The organism is Corynebacterium efficiens YS-314 (assembly GCF_000011305.1).
Taxonomy (GTDB): Bacteria; Actinomycetota; Actinomycetes; order Mycobacteriales; family Mycobacteriaceae; genus Corynebacterium; species Corynebacterium efficiens.
Map to the genome: position 1 here is coordinate 1402253 of NC_004369.1, position 15704 is coordinate 1417956.

15 protein-coding genes are annotated in these 15704 nt (G+C 63.7%); 11 read left to right on the forward strand and 4 right to left on the reverse strand.

The annotated features are described in order from the left end of the window. Nucleotides 1-70 precede the first annotated feature (70 nt). Nucleotides 71-1297 (forward strand): HNH endonuclease signature motif containing protein, encoded by a 1227-nt coding sequence (locus CE_RS06710; RefSeq protein WP_231295129.1) that lies wholly within the window; start codon nt 71-73, stop codon nt 1295-1297. Nucleotides 1298-1308: 11 nt separating this feature from the next. Here CE_RS06710 and CE_RS06715 read toward each other — a convergent pair whose 3' ends face one another. Beyond that, nucleotides 1309-2793 (reverse strand): DHA2 family efflux MFS transporter permease subunit, encoded by a 1485-nt coding sequence (locus CE_RS06715; RefSeq protein WP_049783611.1) that lies wholly within the window; start codon nt 2791-2793, stop codon nt 1309-1311. Nucleotides 2794-2876: 83 nt separating this feature from the next. Beyond that, nucleotides 2877-3572 carry a 3'-5' exonuclease gene (locus CE_RS06720; RefSeq protein ID WP_035109484.1) on the reverse strand — a complete coding sequence of 232 codons (696 nt, stop codon included), beginning with the start codon at nt 3570-3572 and terminating at the stop codon, nt 2877-2879. Between the two features lie 78 nt (nt 3573-3650). On the opposite strand from CE_RS06720, the gene ligA reads away from it, so the two are divergent. From ligA to CE_RS06735, 3 genes are all read left to right on the forward strand, one after another. After that, complete coding sequence (ligA, locus tag CE_RS06725; protein ID WP_006769303.1) at nt 3651-5687, forward strand: NAD-dependent DNA ligase LigA; 2037 nt, start codon at nt 3651-3653, stop codon at nt 5685-5687. Between the two features lie 119 nt (nt 5688-5806). Then, nucleotides 5807-6436, forward strand: a complete 630-nt coding sequence (locus CE_RS06730; protein ID WP_011075397.1) for a hypothetical protein — start codon at nt 5807-5809, stop codon at nt 6434-6436. Further along, on the forward strand, nt 6399-6845 hold the full coding sequence (locus CE_RS06735; protein ID WP_006769305.1) for a S41 family peptidase: 447 nt from the start codon (nt 6399-6401) through the stop codon (nt 6843-6845). Before CE_RS06730 ends, CE_RS06735 begins: the two co-directional genes overlap by 38 nt. On the opposite strand, the gene CE_RS06740 is transcribed toward CE_RS06735, so the two are convergent. Then, the gene (locus CE_RS06740; RefSeq protein ID WP_006769306.1) at nt 6842-7504 is read right to left on the reverse strand and encodes a hypothetical protein; all 663 of its coding nucleotides are present in this window, start codon (nt 7502-7504) and stop codon (nt 6842-6844) included. The two genes, CE_RS06735 and CE_RS06740, sit on opposite strands and share 4 nt — an antisense overlap. A gap of 233 nt (nt 7505-7737) precedes the next feature. Between CE_RS06740 and gatC the strand changes: the two genes are divergently transcribed. From gatC to CE_RS06755, 3 genes are all read left to right on the forward strand, one after another. Further along, entirely contained in the window at nt 7738-8037 is a 300-nt protein-coding gene (gene gatC, locus CE_RS06745) for an Asp-tRNA(Asn)/Glu-tRNA(Gln) amidotransferase subunit GatC (RefSeq protein ID WP_006769308.1), read from the forward strand. A gap of 5 nt (nt 8038-8042) precedes the next feature. After that, a complete protein-coding gene (gatA, locus tag CE_RS06750; RefSeq protein ID WP_006769309.1) occupies nt 8043-9536 on the forward strand; it encodes an Asp-tRNA(Asn)/Glu-tRNA(Gln) amidotransferase subunit GatA in 1494 nt (497 codons plus the stop codon). Nucleotides 9537-9651: 115 nt separating this feature from the next. Next, nucleotides 9652-10491 carry a siderophore-interacting protein gene (locus CE_RS06755; RefSeq protein WP_006769310.1) on the forward strand — a complete coding sequence of 280 codons (840 nt, stop codon included), beginning with the start codon at nt 9652-9654 and terminating at the stop codon, nt 10489-10491. Here the strand turns inward: CE_RS06755 and CE_RS06760 are convergent, their stop codons facing one another. Further along, nucleotides 10492-10812 (reverse strand): hypothetical protein, encoded by a 321-nt coding sequence (locus CE_RS06760; protein ID WP_006769311.1) that lies wholly within the window; start codon nt 10810-10812, stop codon nt 10492-10494. Nucleotides 10813-11007: 195 nt separating this feature from the next. Between CE_RS06760 and CE_RS06765 the strand changes: the two genes are divergently transcribed. From CE_RS06765 to gatB, 4 genes are all read left to right on the forward strand, one after another. After that, a complete protein-coding gene (locus CE_RS06765; protein WP_035109488.1) occupies nt 11008-12039 on the forward strand; it encodes a 6-phosphofructokinase in 1032 nt (343 codons plus the stop codon). Nucleotides 12040-12235: 196 nt separating this feature from the next. Continuing rightward, entirely contained in the window at nt 12236-13279 is a 1044-nt protein-coding gene (locus CE_RS06770; RefSeq protein ID WP_049783637.1) for a LacI family DNA-binding transcriptional regulator, read from the forward strand. A 117-nt stretch (nt 13280-13396) separates the two neighbouring features. Continuing rightward, the gene (locus tag CE_RS06775) at nt 13397-14035 is read left to right on the forward strand and encodes a GNAT family N-acetyltransferase (protein ID WP_006769314.1); all 639 of its coding nucleotides are present in this window, start codon (nt 13397-13399) and stop codon (nt 14033-14035) included. A 149-nt stretch (nt 14036-14184) separates the two neighbouring features. After that, nucleotides 14185-15690 (forward strand): Asp-tRNA(Asn)/Glu-tRNA(Gln) amidotransferase subunit GatB, encoded by a 1506-nt coding sequence (gene gatB / locus CE_RS06780; protein ID WP_006769315.1) that lies wholly within the window; start codon nt 14185-14187, stop codon nt 15688-15690. Nucleotides 15691-15704: the final 14 nt, after the last annotated feature.

The window sequence follows — 15704 nt, forward strand, 5'->3', positions numbered from 1 at the left end:
GTGTCCGGGGCGTGTTCTAGGGTGGATTAGAACAAGTGAACGAACCATGGTTGCCATAGGGGGTTATGCCATGATCACCACTCATCCACCCAACTACTACACCGTCAACAATCCCGCCGATCCCACCGCAATGGCGCTGGGTGCCATCAGGAAGGCGGAGCACCAGCTCATCGCGCAGGTCATGCCGGACGAGGACACGGACTTCGAACTGGCGGTATCCACACTCGCCGTCTCCACCGGATATTCCCGTCACCGCGTCAGGCAACTCATCCTCGCCTTCTACCAGCTCAGGGACCTGCCCCTGCTGGATCAGCTCCAGCAGGACCTCTTCCACCTCGACCACCAGCGCCTGATCACCATCTCCAACGCCCTGTTCGGTCTCAATCCCGAGCATCTGGAGGTGGTGGATGAGCTGCTCACCGACTATCTCACTCCCATCGCACCCAACCAGGCGCTTCCCTCCCACCGGTCCATCCGGGCGAAGATCGCCGCCATCCGCAGCATGCTCGATGATGCTAAGGCGGACCCCGATAAGGACCCCACCAACCGGAAGGAGTTCGATATCTCGCCCGGTGACAATGACACCACAGCTCACCTGTTCGCCTCGGTGGACCCGGTGGAAGGCAAACTCATCAACGATGCGGTGGCCAAACACGCTGAGGCCACCGGAATGAACAAGGGGGAGGCCTTCGTCGATCTCATCCTGAGCAAGGTCAAAGTCAAGGTCGCCCTCAATCTCTACAGCGCGAAGGACCTCGCCAACGCTCCGGTGTGGGGCACGGGTATCGGCTGGCTCGATGAGAAAACTGGAAACCACTGGAGTGCGCGTGCCACCACAGTCAGGGATATGGATCAGGCGATGAAGAAGCACGCCGCCGGCCATGATCCGACCCCCGATATCCGGGCTGCCGTGGAGGGACGCGATGGCGGTTGTGTTGCACCGTACTGCACAGTGCCGGCCGATCGCTGCGACCTCGACCACCGCATCAACCACGAGGACGGAGGCTGCACCTGCATCGGGAACCTGTCTTCTGCGTGCCGTCATCACCACAACGGCAAGACCGACGGACGTTGCGTGTACCTGGCCGACCCGGTCACCGGGATCGTGGTGTGGGTCTGGGAGGACGGCACCTGGGCGGTCAATGTTCCGGAGGGGCCGCTGACACCACAGGGCGCCCGGTGGGCACAGACGGTGTCCCAGTACCGCACCAGACACCGCGAGCGCTGGGCGGCGGCTGCGAAGGCTGAGGCAGAGGCGAAGGCCACCGAGGCCCAGGAGGATGCCCCACCGTTCTAACCACAGAGACTCTAAACCGACCTATCAGCCTTGGCCGCCAGGCGCGCCCGGGTTGCCTCCGGTGTGGCATTTTCCGCGAGCAGGGAGGCCACCACACCGACCAGCAGGACCACGGTGGGTAGTAGGAGTGCCTGACCGAAGGCAGCCCCTCCATCACCGGCGACCAGACGCACCTGGAGGACCGCACCGATGGCAGCAGCACCCATGACTGACCCCAGTTGCCGCGTGGTGTTATACACGCCGGAACCCGCCCCCATGAACCGACCCGGCAGGTCACGCATGGTGGAGGTGGAGTTCGGTGCCCAGATGAGGCTGTTACCCACGCCCAGGAAGAACATCGACACCAGGGCCACCCAGATCGGAGCGTCAAGGATCATCATGAGGGAGAGACCGAGGATGGATAACGAACTGACACCGAATCCGAGCGCTGCCATGGTGTTGGGATTGCGTTTGTCCACCAGCCTGCCGATGGAGGGCGACAACAGGACGGCGACGAGAGCCTGGGGGATCATCATGAACCCCGCCTGCATCGGCCCCATACCGTGGATCTGCTGGAAGTACAGCATGATCGGCAGGGGGATACCCGCAACGGTGAAACCCATGGCGACGATGCTGATGTTGCCCAGGGAGAAATTGCGGATCCGGAAGATATCCAGCGGGATGAGTGGATCACTTCCAGCCTGCGCCAGTCTGGCCTGCTGTCGGACAAACCCATACCCGAGTACCAGGGCGACGATGATCATCACCCAGATCCAGGCCACCCAGCCGACAACCTCACCCTGTTGCAGGGCGAACACCAGCAGGAACATCGCGGTGGCCGACAACAGCATGGACAGCGGATCCAATGGCCGGGTGTGGGGAGGGAACGCGGGCACGTATTTCAGGACTGCGAGGACGGAGATGACACCGATGGGGACATTGATGTAGAACACCCACTGCCAACCCCAGTTCTCCGTGATCACACCACCCACGATGGGGCCGGCCAGGGTGGCCAGACCTGCGGTGGTGCCCCAGATTCCCAGGGCGGCTCCGCGCCGTTCAATGGAGAAGATCCGGTTGATCGTCGCCATGGTCTGGGGAGTCAACAGCGCCGCGCCGAAACCCTGTACACCGCGGGCGATGATCAGGCTCATCATGTCCGGGGCCAGACCACAGGCGAGTGAACTCACCGTGAAGATGATCATGCCAGCGGCATAGACATTCTTGGGGCCGAACTTGTCCCCCAACCGCCCGGTGATCAGCAGTGGAACGGCGAAGGTGAGCAGGTAGATCGATGTCACCCAGATGACTTCGTTGTAGGTGGCACCCATATCCTCCTGGAGGGCAGGGGTGGATACCGCGACGATGGTCTGATCCAGCAGAATCATGAAGAAACCGATGCATAGGGCGATCAGCGCCGGCCATGCCTCCTTCTCGGGCAGGGGCATCAAGGGATAGACCTGGTTTTCCCTAGCGGCGGAAGCGTTGTTGAGTTTTCTACCAGTGGACACGATCATCCATTCTTCCACCTGGATGCAGAAAAGTCGCGCCCCCGCAGTCCTCGAGTTCATGGGGGCACGACTTTTCCGGGTGGTTGTCCCTAGCTGGACTGCACCGGCCAGGAGGTGTTCACTGTGGAGCCGTCCCTGCCCTGGCCCTGAAGATAGTTCCGGAAACTGATCTGCTTCTCGTAATATCCCACCGCCTGCATCTCCATGAGTTCCTCCCCGCTCATGGTGGCCAGTTCGGGCCAGATGCGGGCCTGCTTCCAGGCGATGCGGGCAGCGGCCAGAGCGTCGGAGGTGGCTTCGTGGGCGTTGCCCAACTGCACCTCATAATGGGCGCACAGATCAGCCAGGGTGCGCTTGCCCTTCCGGTAGGGATCCTTGATCCTGTCGACGGTGTAGGGATCATAGACCAGTCCATCGATGGTGAAGTCACCGGAGAGACGCCGCAGCACGGTCAGATCATAGGGAGCGTTATACACGATGAGGGCTTGATTATTTCCCCAGCCCTCCTGGATTCTCCGGATGGTCTCAGCCAGCACCTCCTCATGGGGCTGGCCATGCTCCCGGGCGTATTCCGTGGTGATGCCATGCACCGCGGTGGCACCCTCGGGGATCTCCACCCCGGGGTCGGCGAGCAGTTCGAGTGGGGTGGCTCCGGCATTGGTGATAGTCACCATCGCGGAGGTGACGATGCGGGCTTCAAAGGGGTTGGCGGCGGTGGTTTCCAGGTCGAAGGAGAGCATGTTTGCGGGGTCGAAGTGGGCGGGGAGTTTCACCGTGGAATTCATGGCTTCAACCCTAACCAACGCCCCGGACACCGGGTGCCCCCGCCCGACGCAATCCGTGACCATCTAGAATCGGGAACCGTGACTGACGATAATGCCCAACTGCGCAGAACCTGGAATGAGCTGGCGGAAAAGGTCCGGTACCACCGGGATCTCTACTACAACCAGCAACCGGAGATCCCCGATGCCGACTTCGATGCCCTGTTCCGGCAACTCCAGGATCTGGAGGAACAGCACCCGGAGCTCGCCGTCCCGGACAGTCCCACCAAGGAGGTGGGCGCACCGGTCACCGAACAGTCCAGCTTCGACAATGTCGAGCACCTGGAGCGCATGCTCAGCCTGGACAATGTCTTCGATGAGGAGGAACTGCGGGACTGGCTCGCCCGCACCCCGGCGAAACGTTATCTCACCGAGTTGAAGATCGACGGGCTCTCCATTGACCTGGTCTACCGCAACGGCATGCTGGAGCGCGCCGCCACGCGTGGCGACGGCCGGGTGGGCGAGGACATCACCGCCAATGCCCGCGTGATCGGGGACATTCCACATGAGCTGACCGCCACTGAGGAGTACCCCATCCCCGCCGTGCTCGAGGTCCGCGGTGAGGTGTTCATCCCCATCGAGGACTTCGCCGATGTCAACGCCCAGCGCATCGAGGACGGCGGCAAACCGTTTGCCAATCCCCGCAATGCCGCCGCCGGTTCACTGCGTCAGAAGAACCCCGAGGACGTGAAGAAGCGCCGACTGCGCATGATCACCCACGGCATCGGTTACAGCGAGGGTTTCCAGCCGGCCTCCCAGCATGATGCGTACCTGGCACTCGCCGCCTGGGGCCTGCCCACGTCCTCCTACACGGAGGCCGTCGAGACCGCCGACGCCGTCGTCGACAAGGTTTTGTACTGGGCCGACCACCGGCATGACGCCCTGCACGAGATGGACGGGCTGGTGATCAAGGTCGATGACATCGCCTCCCAGCGTGCGCTGGGCTCCACCAGCCGTGCGCCACGTTGGGCGATCGCCTACAAGTACCCGCCCGAGGAGGTCACCACCAAGCTGATCGACATCAAGGTCAGCGTCGGGCGTACCGGCCGGGTGACTCCATTCGCCATGATGGAACCCGTCTTTGTGGCCGGATCCACCGTGTCCATGGCCACCCTGCACAATCAGAGCGAGGTCAAGCGCAAGGGCGTGCTCATCGGTGACACGGTCGTGGTCCGCAAGGCCGGTGAGGTGATCCCCGAGGTGCTCGGCCCCGTGGTGGAGCTGCGTGACGGCACGGAACGGGAATTCGTCTTCCCGGAGCACTGCCCGGAATGCGGATCCACGCTGGCCCCGACGAGGGCTGAGGATGCTGACTGGCGTTGCCCCAACACCCGCAGTTGTCCCGGCCAGCTGTCCCAGCGGCTGACCTATATCGCGGGCCGCGGTGCCTTCGATATCGAGGCGCTCGGTGAGAAGGGTGCGCAGGATCTCATCCGCAACGGCATCCTCGTCGATGAGGCGGGGCTCTTCGACCTCACCGAGGAGGATCTGCTCGAATCCGATGTCTACACCACCAAGGCGGGCGCTGTGAACGCATCGGGGCGCAAACTGCTCGCCAACCTGGAACAACGCAAGAACACCGACCTGTGGCGCGTTCTTGTCGCACTCTCGATCAGACATGTCGGCCCGACGGCCGCCCGCGCCCTCGCCGGTCGCTACCGGTCCATGCAGAAGCTTGTCGACGCCCCCGTGGACGAACTCGCCGAAACCGACGGGGTGGGCATGATCATCGCCCAGTCCTTCAAGGACTGGTTCGAGGTGGACTGGCACCGCGCCATCGTGGACACCTGGGCGGCAGCCGGGGTGACCATGGAGGATGCAGAGACCGAACAGCTCGAGCAGACCCTGGAGGGGCTCACCATCGTGGTCACCGGTGGCCTGGAGGGTTTCACCCGCGACTCGGTGAAGGAGGCCATCATCTCCCGTGGTGGCAAGGCATCAGGGTCGGTATCAAAGAAGACGGATTATGTGGTGGTGGGGGAGAACGCCGGTTCCAAGGCCACCAAGGCGGAGGAACTCGGGTTGACCATTCTCGATGAGGAGGCCTTCGTCCGGCTTCTCGATACCGGCGCGGTTTAGGGGCGCTCGGGGTCGGGGGGAGGGGAAACCCTGAATAATTCCCATCATCGGGATTTATGTCTCGGGTAACTCTAAGGTGACACGGAGAAACCTTTCCCCGACAAAGGAGTGTTACCGCGGTGTCACCAAAAACCGGAGCGCCCCTTCCCGCTGCCGAGGGCCGGCGCAGGCGTAGGCTCCTCGGCTGGGTCTGGGCACTCGCTGCTGCGGGGCTGGCGGTGGTTCTGGCCACGATCTGGGCTCTCGGACCGACCCTCGGCACCGCCCTGTGGGGCAAGCCGGTCTTCCTCGTTCCCCCGACACCCGAACGCTATGCCACCACCGTTTTCGATATCGCCGAACGCCAGGGGATCTACGCCGGTTCCGAGTTGTTCGCCGTCGCGCGCGCCAGGGCCGAGGAGGCTGTCGCACACGCGGATTCCATCGCGGACACCTACCCGCACATCGATGCCGTCCTGGCTGCCGCGGGCGGGAAGCACTCCACGCTGATACTGCCCGGGGTGGTGCCGCGGGAGCGTGGGGCTGATCTGGTTCCCACCGTCGAGTCGGACGGTCAGGTGGTCACGGTGACCCTACCTGCCACCGATGCCGGTTGGGACGGTCAGGCCTATGTGGATGCGGTGGCACCCGCCCTGGTGGAGGAACTCCGTGGTGACGGGTGCGCAGTCATGCTTGATCTGAGGGGGCAACACCGGTGGGGATATGGGGCCCATGCTCGCCGCTGTGTCACCGCTGTTGCCGGATGGTGACGTCCTCTGGTTCAGCACCTCTTTCCATGACACCCCGGTCACCATCACCGGCAACAGTGTCCAGGGAGGTGGGACACCCATGAGTGCCCAGGCAGAGGAGAAGTTCCGGGTGCCGGTCGCGGTTCTCACCGATGCCATGACCGGATCCTCCGGCGAGGCCACCATGCTCGCCTTCCGGGGGCTGGAGAACTCCAGGTCCTTCGGCGGCCCCACAGCCGGATATGCCAGCGCCAACATCACCGTCGAGATGCCCGACGGGGCCCGTATCCTCTTGACCACCGCGCACAACAAGGCCCGCACCGGGGAGGTGTTCGGTGAGAATCCGATCGAACCGGATATGGTCACCGTCTCCGCGGAACGGGCTGCCCGGGACTGGATCCGCCAGCAGGGATGCGGGGAACCGGATTAGGAGATGATCGCGCCCACGATCGCCCCCAGGTCACCGAGGTGCTGAACCTCGCTGGCCAGGAAATCGGGGCCACCGGGGCGACCGATGATCAGCGCCAGGGGGGTCTTGCCCAGCGGGGCGATCGCGAGGGAGGAATCCAGCAGTGACCAGCTCTCCGGGATCCAGTCCTCCTGCTCGGGGATGAGCAGGCGCGCGGTTTCCAGCACTACATTCTGCGGCACTGTGCCATCATCCTCGGGTGCAGCCTGGGAGGCTGCAACACGTCGGACCGGGGGAGTGGTGTCGATGACCATGGCCCACCCGGAGGTCATGGTGCGGGGGATGACATTGACCATGGCCTGCATGGCCTTCGGCACATCCCGCTTGCCGGCTGCCACGGCGGCGAGCATCTCGATCTGCCCGCGGCGATCCACCGTCCCGGAGAAGGGGCGGATGGAATCGACCTCCACGCCTTCGACCTGCTCGGCGGCGGTGATGAGGGTATCGGCCATCACGTGCTTGGGGATGGAGATCACGAAGTCATCCATCACGGTGCCGTTGGGGAAGCGCTCCACCACGTCCACGGACTGGATATTAGCTTCCACCAGGCCGAGTGCTTCGGCCAGGAGGGCGAGGCTGCCGGGGGTGTCAGACAACAGGACGCGGATCAGGAAAGACATCAGGGGATCGCTTCCTTACTTTCGGATAACTCGGGGGATGGACGGGGAACAATCTTCCCCTCGACAATACCACCGCGATTCCCACCCGAGCCTCACCCTGGGCGGTTCCGTGTCCGCCCGGTGCAGTAAGATGATCCAACAGTTGCGCCTGTTCTGATTTTTCCATGACATATCAGCGGGCGTGTGCCATTTTTATCAACCCATTGTGACTAGCGAAGAGGATCAGAAACCAAGTGCCTGAGATTTCGCGCGACCAGGTCGCTCACCTTGCCAAACTGGCCCGGCTGGCGCTCAGCGAAGAGGAGCTGCAGCAGTTCGCCGGACAGATCGATGACATCGTCGGACATGTCTCTGCTGTGCAGAACGTCGATGCCGAGGGGGTCGAGCCGATGAGCCACCCGCACAGCATCATGACCACCATGCGTGATGATGTCGTGGTCAAGACCCTGACGCCTGAGCAGGCACTCGATCAGGCCCCGGCCGTCGAGGATGGGCGTTTCATGGTTCCGCAGATTCTGGGTGAGGGCGACTAATCATTATGAGCAACAAATATCTGGTTGAGGGCTCCACGAGTGAGCTGACCACCAAGACCGCCGCCGAACTGGCCGGTCTGATCCATTCCCGCGAGGTCACCTCCCGCGAGGTCACACAGGCACATCTCGACCGCATCAATGAGGTCGACGGTGAGATCCACGCCTTCCTGCATGTCGGCGAGGAGGCTGCCCTGGCTGCGGCAGATGCCGTCGATAAGGCGCTCGACGCCGGTGAGGCCCCCGCCTCCGCACTGGCCGGTGTTCCGCTGGCGCTCAAGGATGCCCTGGTCACCACCGATGCCCCGACCACCGCGGCATCGAAGATCCTCGAGGGGTACATGAGCCCCTATGACGCAACCGTCACCCGGAAACTGCGTGAGGCCGGCATCCCGATCCTGGGCAAGACCAACATGGATGAGTTCGCCATGGGTTCCTCCACGGAGAACTCCGCCTACGGTGCCACGCGCAACCCGTGGGACCTGGAGCGCACCCCGGGCGGTTCCGGCGGTGGATCCTCCGCCGCGCTGGCCTCCGGTGAGGCGCCCCTGGCGATCGGCACCGACACCGGTGGCTCCATCCGCCAGCCGGCCGCACTGACCAACACCGTCGGTGTGAAGCCGACCTACGGCACCGTGTCCCGTTACGGACTCATCGCGTGTGCATCCTCCCTGGATCAGGTCGGCCCGACCGCGCGTACCGTTCTCGACACCGCGTTGCTCCACGAGGTCATCGCAGGTCATGACATGTTCGATGCCACCAGCGTCGACAAGCCCGTCGCGCCGGTGGTCGCCGCCGCCCGCGAGGGTGCCAACGGTGACCTCAAGGGTGTCCGGGTCGGTGTGGTCAATCAGTTCGACCGCGAGGGCTACCAGGATGGTGTCCTCGAGGCCTTCCATGCCTCGGTGGAGCAGATGCGTTCCCAGGGTGCGGAGATCGTCGAGGTCGACTGCCCGCACTTCGATGATGCACTCGGCGCCTACTACCTCATTCTGCCGTGTGAGGTGTCCTCCAACCTCGCGCGTTTCGACGGCATGCGTTACGGCCTGCGCTCCGGTGATGACGGCACCCGGTCCGCCGACGAGGTCATGGCCCTGACCCGCGCCGAGGGCTTCGGCCCGGAGGTCAAGCGTCGTATCATCCTGGGCACCTATGCGCTGTCCGTGGGTTATTACGATGCCTACTACCTCCAGGCGCAGCGTGTGCGTACCCTCATCGCACAGGACTTCACCCGTGCCTTCGAGCAGGTCGACGTGCTGGTGTCCCCAACCACCCCGTCCACCGCGTTCAAGCTCGGAGACAAGATCACCGATCCGCTGGAGATGTACAACTTCGACCTGTGCACCCTGCCACTGAACCTGGCGGGACTGTCCGGTATGTCGCTTCCGTCCGGTCTGGCATCCGACACCGGGCTGCCCACCGGCCTGCAGATCATGGCGCCGGCGTTCCAGGATGACCGCCTGTACCGCGTCGGTGCGGCCTTTGAGGCTGGCCGTAAGTAGGACCTGCTCCATGCCCGGGACCGTGGGGTCCCGGGCATCGCCCTTTCGTGACCAGGTGGTGAGAGTGTAGGCTTACCTATGTTGACTAACGATATATCGAAACATGGGAGTTCACATGACTGCACCCACCAGGCGTGCCGCCCGTGGCGCCACCGTCACCGCCACCACGCGCATCTCACCCGACCTCATCCGGCTCAGCTTCACCTGCCCCGGAATCATCGGAGCGGACCTGCCGTACACAGACCACTACGTCAAACTGCTCTTCGTGCCGGAAGGAGCCGACTACTCCTGGCCATACGATCTCGCCGAGATCCGTGACACCAGACCGCGTGAGATGCACCCGGTCACCCGCACCTACACGTTGTGCAACATCGATACCGTGGCCGGTACCTTCGACATCGACTTCGTTATCCACGGGGATGAGGGGCTCGCCGGTCCCTGGGCCATGACGGCCAGCCCCGGTGATCAGATCGCATTCGCCGGCCCCGGTGGCAAATGGTCACCAACCCCCGATTACGAACACTTCGTCCTCGCGGGTGATGAGGCCGCAGCCCCCGCGATCGTCGAGGCACTCCAGCAGCTCCCCGCAGGCACCACCGCAACGGCCTACATCGAGATCTCCACCGACGGGGCGCGTTTCGACGTTCCAACCCCGGCGTCGGCGGAGCTCGTCTGGGTCCCACGGGAGGGCGCCGTCCACGGCTCCCGCCTCATCGAGGCGGTGCGTGCCGGTGGCTACCCGGGGAGGAAGACCTCCTGGTTCATCCACGGTGTGGCCGAGATGGTCAAGGAGACCCGCAGGTTCCTCTTCGTCGACGGCGATGTGGACCGGGCGGATGTCTCCATCTCCGGCTACTGGCGCCTGGGCATGACCGAGGACCAGTGGCAGGCCTCCAAGCGTGAATTCGCCGAGGCCATGGAGGCGGACGAGGCTGCCTCGGCAGCCTTGTCCTGATTAATCCGAATCCGACACCATGTAGGCCACGGCGGCCACCGCACCGGTTGCGGTGAGCACTGCGGGCCACGCGCCGATCTTCTTGGCCAGCGGATGGGACATGCCGAAGGCACCCACATAGGTGCCCAGCAGTGCCGCGGCGACACCCGGCCCCTTCTTCCTGTTCCAGCTGCGGGCGGCCAGCGCGCCGGCAGCCACCAGTGGGATCGTGCCCAGCGGACGGATGCCGGATTCACGGGCGGTCAGCCACCCGCCGATGAGACCTGCAGCGACAACGGTGGCGGTGCTGACCTGGTCAGCGTCTTTGAGTTTCATATCCATGTCAGACAGTCTAACCACTCTCTCCGACGCGTCCGAACATGCTGGGGTGGCGGACACCATGTCCGTTCGGGCGTTGCCCCGACGGGGGAAAATCGCAGGCAGATGTGTCCGATGTGGGATAAACCCACCGGTTCGGGCGTGTCTTCGGGATCAATGGCACAGCATTAACCGTGTGGGGGGTTTAATATGGGAGCCATGCGAATTGCCACTCTCACGTCAGGCGGCGACTGCCCCGGACTCAATGCTGTCATCAGGGGAATCGTCCGTACCGCAAGTAATGAATTCGGTTCCACCGTCGTGGGTTATCAGGACGGCTGGGAGGGCCTGCTGGCGGACCGACGTGTTCAGCTCTATGACGATGAGGACATCGACCGCATCCTGCTCCGCGGTGGAACAATCCTGGGCACCGGTCGTCTCCACCCCGACAAGTTCAGAGCCGGAATCGACCAGGTCAAGGCGAATCTCGCCGATGCGGGAATTGACGCACTCATCCCGATCGGTGGCGAGGGCACCCTCAAGGGAGCGAAGTGGCTCGCCGACAACGGCATCCCCGTGGTCGGTGTCCCGAAAACCATCGACAATGATGTCAACGGCACGGATTTCACCTTCGGTTTCGATTCCGCGGTCTCTGTGGCCACCGACGCCATCGACCGGCTGCACACCACGGCGGAATCCCACAACCGTGTGATGATCGTCGAGGTCATGGGCCGCCACGTCGGTTGGATCGCACTGCATGCCGGCATGGCCGGTGGAGCCCACTACACCGTCATCCCCGAGGTGCCCTTCGACATCTCGGAGATCTGCAAGCGTATGGAACGTCGCTTCCAGATGGGGGAGAAGTACGGCATCATCGTCGTCGCGGAGGGTGCCCTGCCCAAGGAGGGAACCATGGAGCTGCGTGAGGGGGAGGTGGATCAGTTCGGTCACAAGACCTTCACCGGCATCGGCCAGCAGATCGCCGACGAGGTGCACAGGCGTCTGGGTCATGATGTCCGCACCACGGTCCTGGGCCATATCCAGCGTGGTGGCACCCCCACCGCCTTCGACCGTGTCCTGGCCACCCGGTACGGTGTCCGCGCCGCGCGTGCCTGCCACGAGGGTCAGTTCAACACCGTGGTCGCGCTCAAGGGGGAGCGCATCCGGATGATCTCCTTCGATGAGGCCGTGGGCACCCTGAAGAAGGTGCCGATGGAACGCTGGGTGACCGCCCAGGCTATGTTCGGTTAGTCAGGCCGCATTCCCGGTTCCGCGCCCGCGGGGCCGGGTTTTTTCATGCCCCGGAACACATCGGTATGAAATCGTGATATGCATTACTTGACGGGGAAGTGGGGGATCGCTTAGGTTCGACCTTAAGGAAGGTGCAAACGATTGCCCTTTGCGCCGGTATATCCTGGTGAGCTTCGAGAAAGGCGGTCCGCCCCTCATGTCCTCCGAGAACCCCCCGGGAAAGAAGCGCGCCACCACCCTCAAGGACATTGCGCGGGCAACGCAGCTCTCGGTCAGCACCATCTCCCGGGCACTGTCCAACAATGCCAGCATCCCTGAATCCACCCGGCAACGGGTCATCGAGGCAGCAGAGCAGCTCAACTACCGGCCGAATGCCCAGGCGCGGGCGCTGCGGAAATCACGCACCGACACCATCGGGCTGCTGGTGCCCAATATTGAGAATCCGTACTTCGCCAGCCTGGCTGCCGCCGTCCAGCGCCGGGCCCGCAGGGCCGGGGTGTCGACCATCCTGACCAACACCGAGGAAAATCCCGATCTGGTCAACCAGGCACTGGATGTCATGGATGATCAGCGCCTCGACGGCATCATCGTGGTGCCGCATTTCCAGAGCGCGGACAAGGTTGCCGAACTCCATGCCAGGGGAGTGCCCATCGTCCTGGCCGACCGCACGCTCAAGGACACCGGCATCCCGTCGGTCACCTCCGATCCGGAGCCGGGCATGACCGCGGCGGTGGATCTGTTGACCGCCACCGATGTGTCCCTGGGGTATCTCTCGGGGCCACAGGACACCTCAACCGGCCGGGAGCGTCTGGGATTGTTCGAGCAGCTCTGCGTGGACCGTGGCATCACCGGGGTGTCGGTCTACTACGGTGGCTACCGGCAGGAATCCGGTTATGAGGGTGTGCGGGTGCTCCTGGAGCAGGGTGCCAACGCCATCATCGCCGGCGACTCCATGATGACCATCGGCGCACTCATGGCCATCCACGAGATGGACCTGGTGATCGGGGAGGACCTCCAGCTCATCGGTTTCGATGATAATCCGGTGTTCCGCCTGCAGAACCCCCGCCTGACCGTCATTGACCAGCAGGTGGAGAAGATGGGTGAGCACGCCTTCGACCTCCTCCAGCAACTGATCGCCGGGAAAGGGGGCGTGGAGTCGGTGCGTATCCCCACCACCCTCCACATCCACGGGTCCACGGCCCGTTCCGCACAGAGGCGGGGCCGGGCGTCGGAAAGCTAGATATATCCGTGTCATTTCGGCGTGCGACAGCCATCTGGCAGGGGTGAATTTATGGCATCTGAACTGCGTCGACAGTGAAAATAGGACAATTGACCCCGGTGGGTCTATATTCATCTCATGCATTTCGCTGAAAACCCGCGTCTGGCGAACGACGCGGTGATTCTCGAACCACTGTCACATCAGTGGACGGGGGATCTCCAGGAAGCTGTCGCCTCACAGGATCTGTGGCGTCATTGGTTCGTCGCTCTACCCACACCAGAGGGCATGGCCGAGGAAATCGACCGTCGTCTCGCCGAACACCGTGACGGATTATGCGCCCCCTGGGCCATCGTCTCCGCCGCGACCGGGCGGGCGGTGGGGATGACCTCATTCCATACTTTCGACCAGCTCAACAAGCGCCTTGAGATCGGACGGACGTGGATGGCCGCGCACGTCCACGGCACCGGGATCAACCCTTCCGCAAAGTACCTCCAGTTGCACCGTGCCTTCGAGGATCTGGGGGTCAATGCTGTGGAATTCCGCACCAACTGGCACAACCACCGGTCCCGCACGGCGATTGAACGACTCGGGGCCAAACAGGATGGCGTGTTGCGCAAGCACCGTATCCATCCTGACGGCACCGTCCGTGACACGGTCGTCTACTCGATCACCAATGACGAGTGGCCTGCGGTCAAACTGACGCTGTTGGAGCGACTCCACCGTCGTCTCCAGGTGCCCACCCTGCCCAGCGAGGTTTCGCTCGTCGACGCGGGTTGACACCACACCCCATCTGTCCCTCATCCACCTCCCGGATCATCACGACCGCCCCGGCTCTCGTGGTGGTTCGGTTTCGTCTTTCCCGCCCCCATTGTCGCCCTCCACCCGATGAACACCCGGGTGGCCGTGGAGGGCTAGAATAGTGACTCATGACTGCAGCCTTTTATGATCTGATGGACTTTGACGAGGTCCTGGAGAAGTATGACCCCGTGATGGGCCTCGAGGTCCACGTCGAGCTGGCCACCGAGACCAAGATGTTCTCCGCCTCCTCCGCCCATTTCGGTGCGGCCCCGAACAGCAACGTCGATCCCGTCTCCCTCGGCCTGCCCGGTGCGCTGCCTGTGGTCAACGCCAAGGGTGTGGAGTGGGCGATCAAGATCGGTCTGGCACTGAACTGCAGCATCGCCGAATCCTCCCGGTTCGCCCGCAAGAACTACTTCTACCCGGATCAGCCGAAGAACTACCAGATCTCCCAGTATGATGAGCCGATCGCCTATGACGGTTATCTGGATGTCATGCTGGAGGACGGCACCGAGTGGCGCATCGAGATCGAGCGTGCCCACATGGAGGAGGACACCGGTAAGCTGACCCACCTCGGCGGTACCTCGGGTCGCATCCATGGCGCCACCGCCTCCCTGGTGGACTGCAACCGTGCGGGTGTTCCCCTCATCGAGATCGTGACCAAGCCGATCGAGGGTGCCGGTGCACGTGCACCGGAGATCGCCAAGGCGTATGTCTCCGCGCTGCGCGATCTGGTCAAGGCCCTCGGGGTCTCCGACGGTCGACTGGATCAGGGGTCCATGCGCGTGGATGCCAACCTCTCCCTGCGTCCCATCGGCCAGGAGGAATTCGGTACCCGCACCGAGACCAAGAACATCAACTCCCTGAAGTCCGTCGAGCAGGCCATCACCTTCGAGATGCAGCGTCAGGCCCACGTCCTGGACAACGGCGGCACCATCGACCAGGAGACCCGCCACTACCAGGAGACCGACGGCACGACCTCCAAGGGACGCCCGAAGGAAACCGCCGAGGACTACCGCTACTTCAACGATCCCGATCTGCCGCCGGTCATCGCGCCGGCCGAGTGGGTTGAGGAGATCCGCGCGACCCTGCCGGAGCTGCCCTGGGTCCGCCGTGCCCGCATCCAGGAGGAGTGGAAACTCTCCGACGCCGAGATGCGGGATCTGGTCAACGCCAATGCCCTCGATCTGATCATCGAGACCGTTGAGGCGGGCACCACCCCGGACGAGGCCCGTGCCTGGTGGGTGTCCTACCTCTCCCAGAAGGCCAACGAGACCGGTGTGGAACTCGAGGCACTGCCGGTCACCCCGGCGCATGTTGCCCGTGTGGTCGCCCTGATCAAGGAGGGCAAGCTCACCAACAAGCTCGGCCGTCAGGCCATCGACGGTGTGCTCGCCGGCGAGGGTGATGTCGACGCGGTCGTCGCCTCCCGCGGCCTGGAGGTCGTGCGTGACGACGGCGCGATCGAGGCCGCCGTCGACGAGGCCCTGGCGGCCAACCCCGACATCGTGGAGAAGTACCGCGCCGGTAACACCAAGGTCACCGGTGCCATCGTGGGCGCGGTCATGAAGGCCACCCGCGGCAAGGCTGACCCGGCCCAGGTGAACAAGCTCATCGCGGAGAAACTCGCCTGATTCCCGTCCTCGTG

Bases quoted from the DNA above. Each gene is read 5' to 3' on its own strand.
- CE_RS06710 (WP_231295129.1), top strand. From the start codon at position 71: ATGATCACCACTCATCCACCCAACTACTACACCGTCAACAATCCCGCC.
- CE_RS06715 (WP_049783611.1), bottom strand. From the start codon at position 2,793: ATGATCGTGTCCACTGGTAGAAAACTCAACAACGCTTCCGCCGCTAGG.
- CE_RS06720 (WP_035109484.1), bottom strand. From the start codon at position 3,572: ATGAATTCCACGGTGAAACTCCCCGCCCACTTCGACCCCGCAAACATG.
- CE_RS06735 (WP_006769305.1), top strand. From the start codon at position 6,399: ATGCTCGCCGCTGTGTCACCGCTGTTGCCGGATGGTGACGTCCTCTGG.
- CE_RS06740 (WP_006769306.1), bottom strand. From the start codon at position 7,504: ATGTCTTTCCTGATCCGCGTCCTGTTGTCTGACACCCCCGGCAGCCTC.
- gatA (WP_006769309.1), top strand. From the start codon at position 8,043: ATGAGCAACAAATATCTGGTTGAGGGCTCCACGAGTGAGCTGACCACC.
- CE_RS06755 (WP_006769310.1), top strand. From the start codon at position 9,652: ATGACTGCACCCACCAGGCGTGCCGCCCGTGGCGCCACCGTCACCGCC.
- CE_RS06760 (WP_006769311.1), bottom strand. From the start codon at position 10,812: ATGGATATGAAACTCAAAGACGCTGACCAGGTCAGCACCGCCACCGTT.
- CE_RS06765 (WP_035109488.1), top strand. From the start codon at position 11,008: ATGCGAATTGCCACTCTCACGTCAGGCGGCGACTGCCCCGGACTCAAT.
- CE_RS06770 (WP_049783637.1), top strand. From the start codon at position 12,236: ATGTCCTCCGAGAACCCCCCGGGAAAGAAGCGCGCCACCACCCTCAAG.
- CE_RS06775 (WP_006769314.1), top strand. From the start codon at position 13,397: ATGCATTTCGCTGAAAACCCGCGTCTGGCGAACGACGCGGTGATTCTC.
- gatB (WP_006769315.1), top strand. From the start codon at position 14,185: ATGACTGCAGCCTTTTATGATCTGATGGACTTTGACGAGGTCCTGGAG.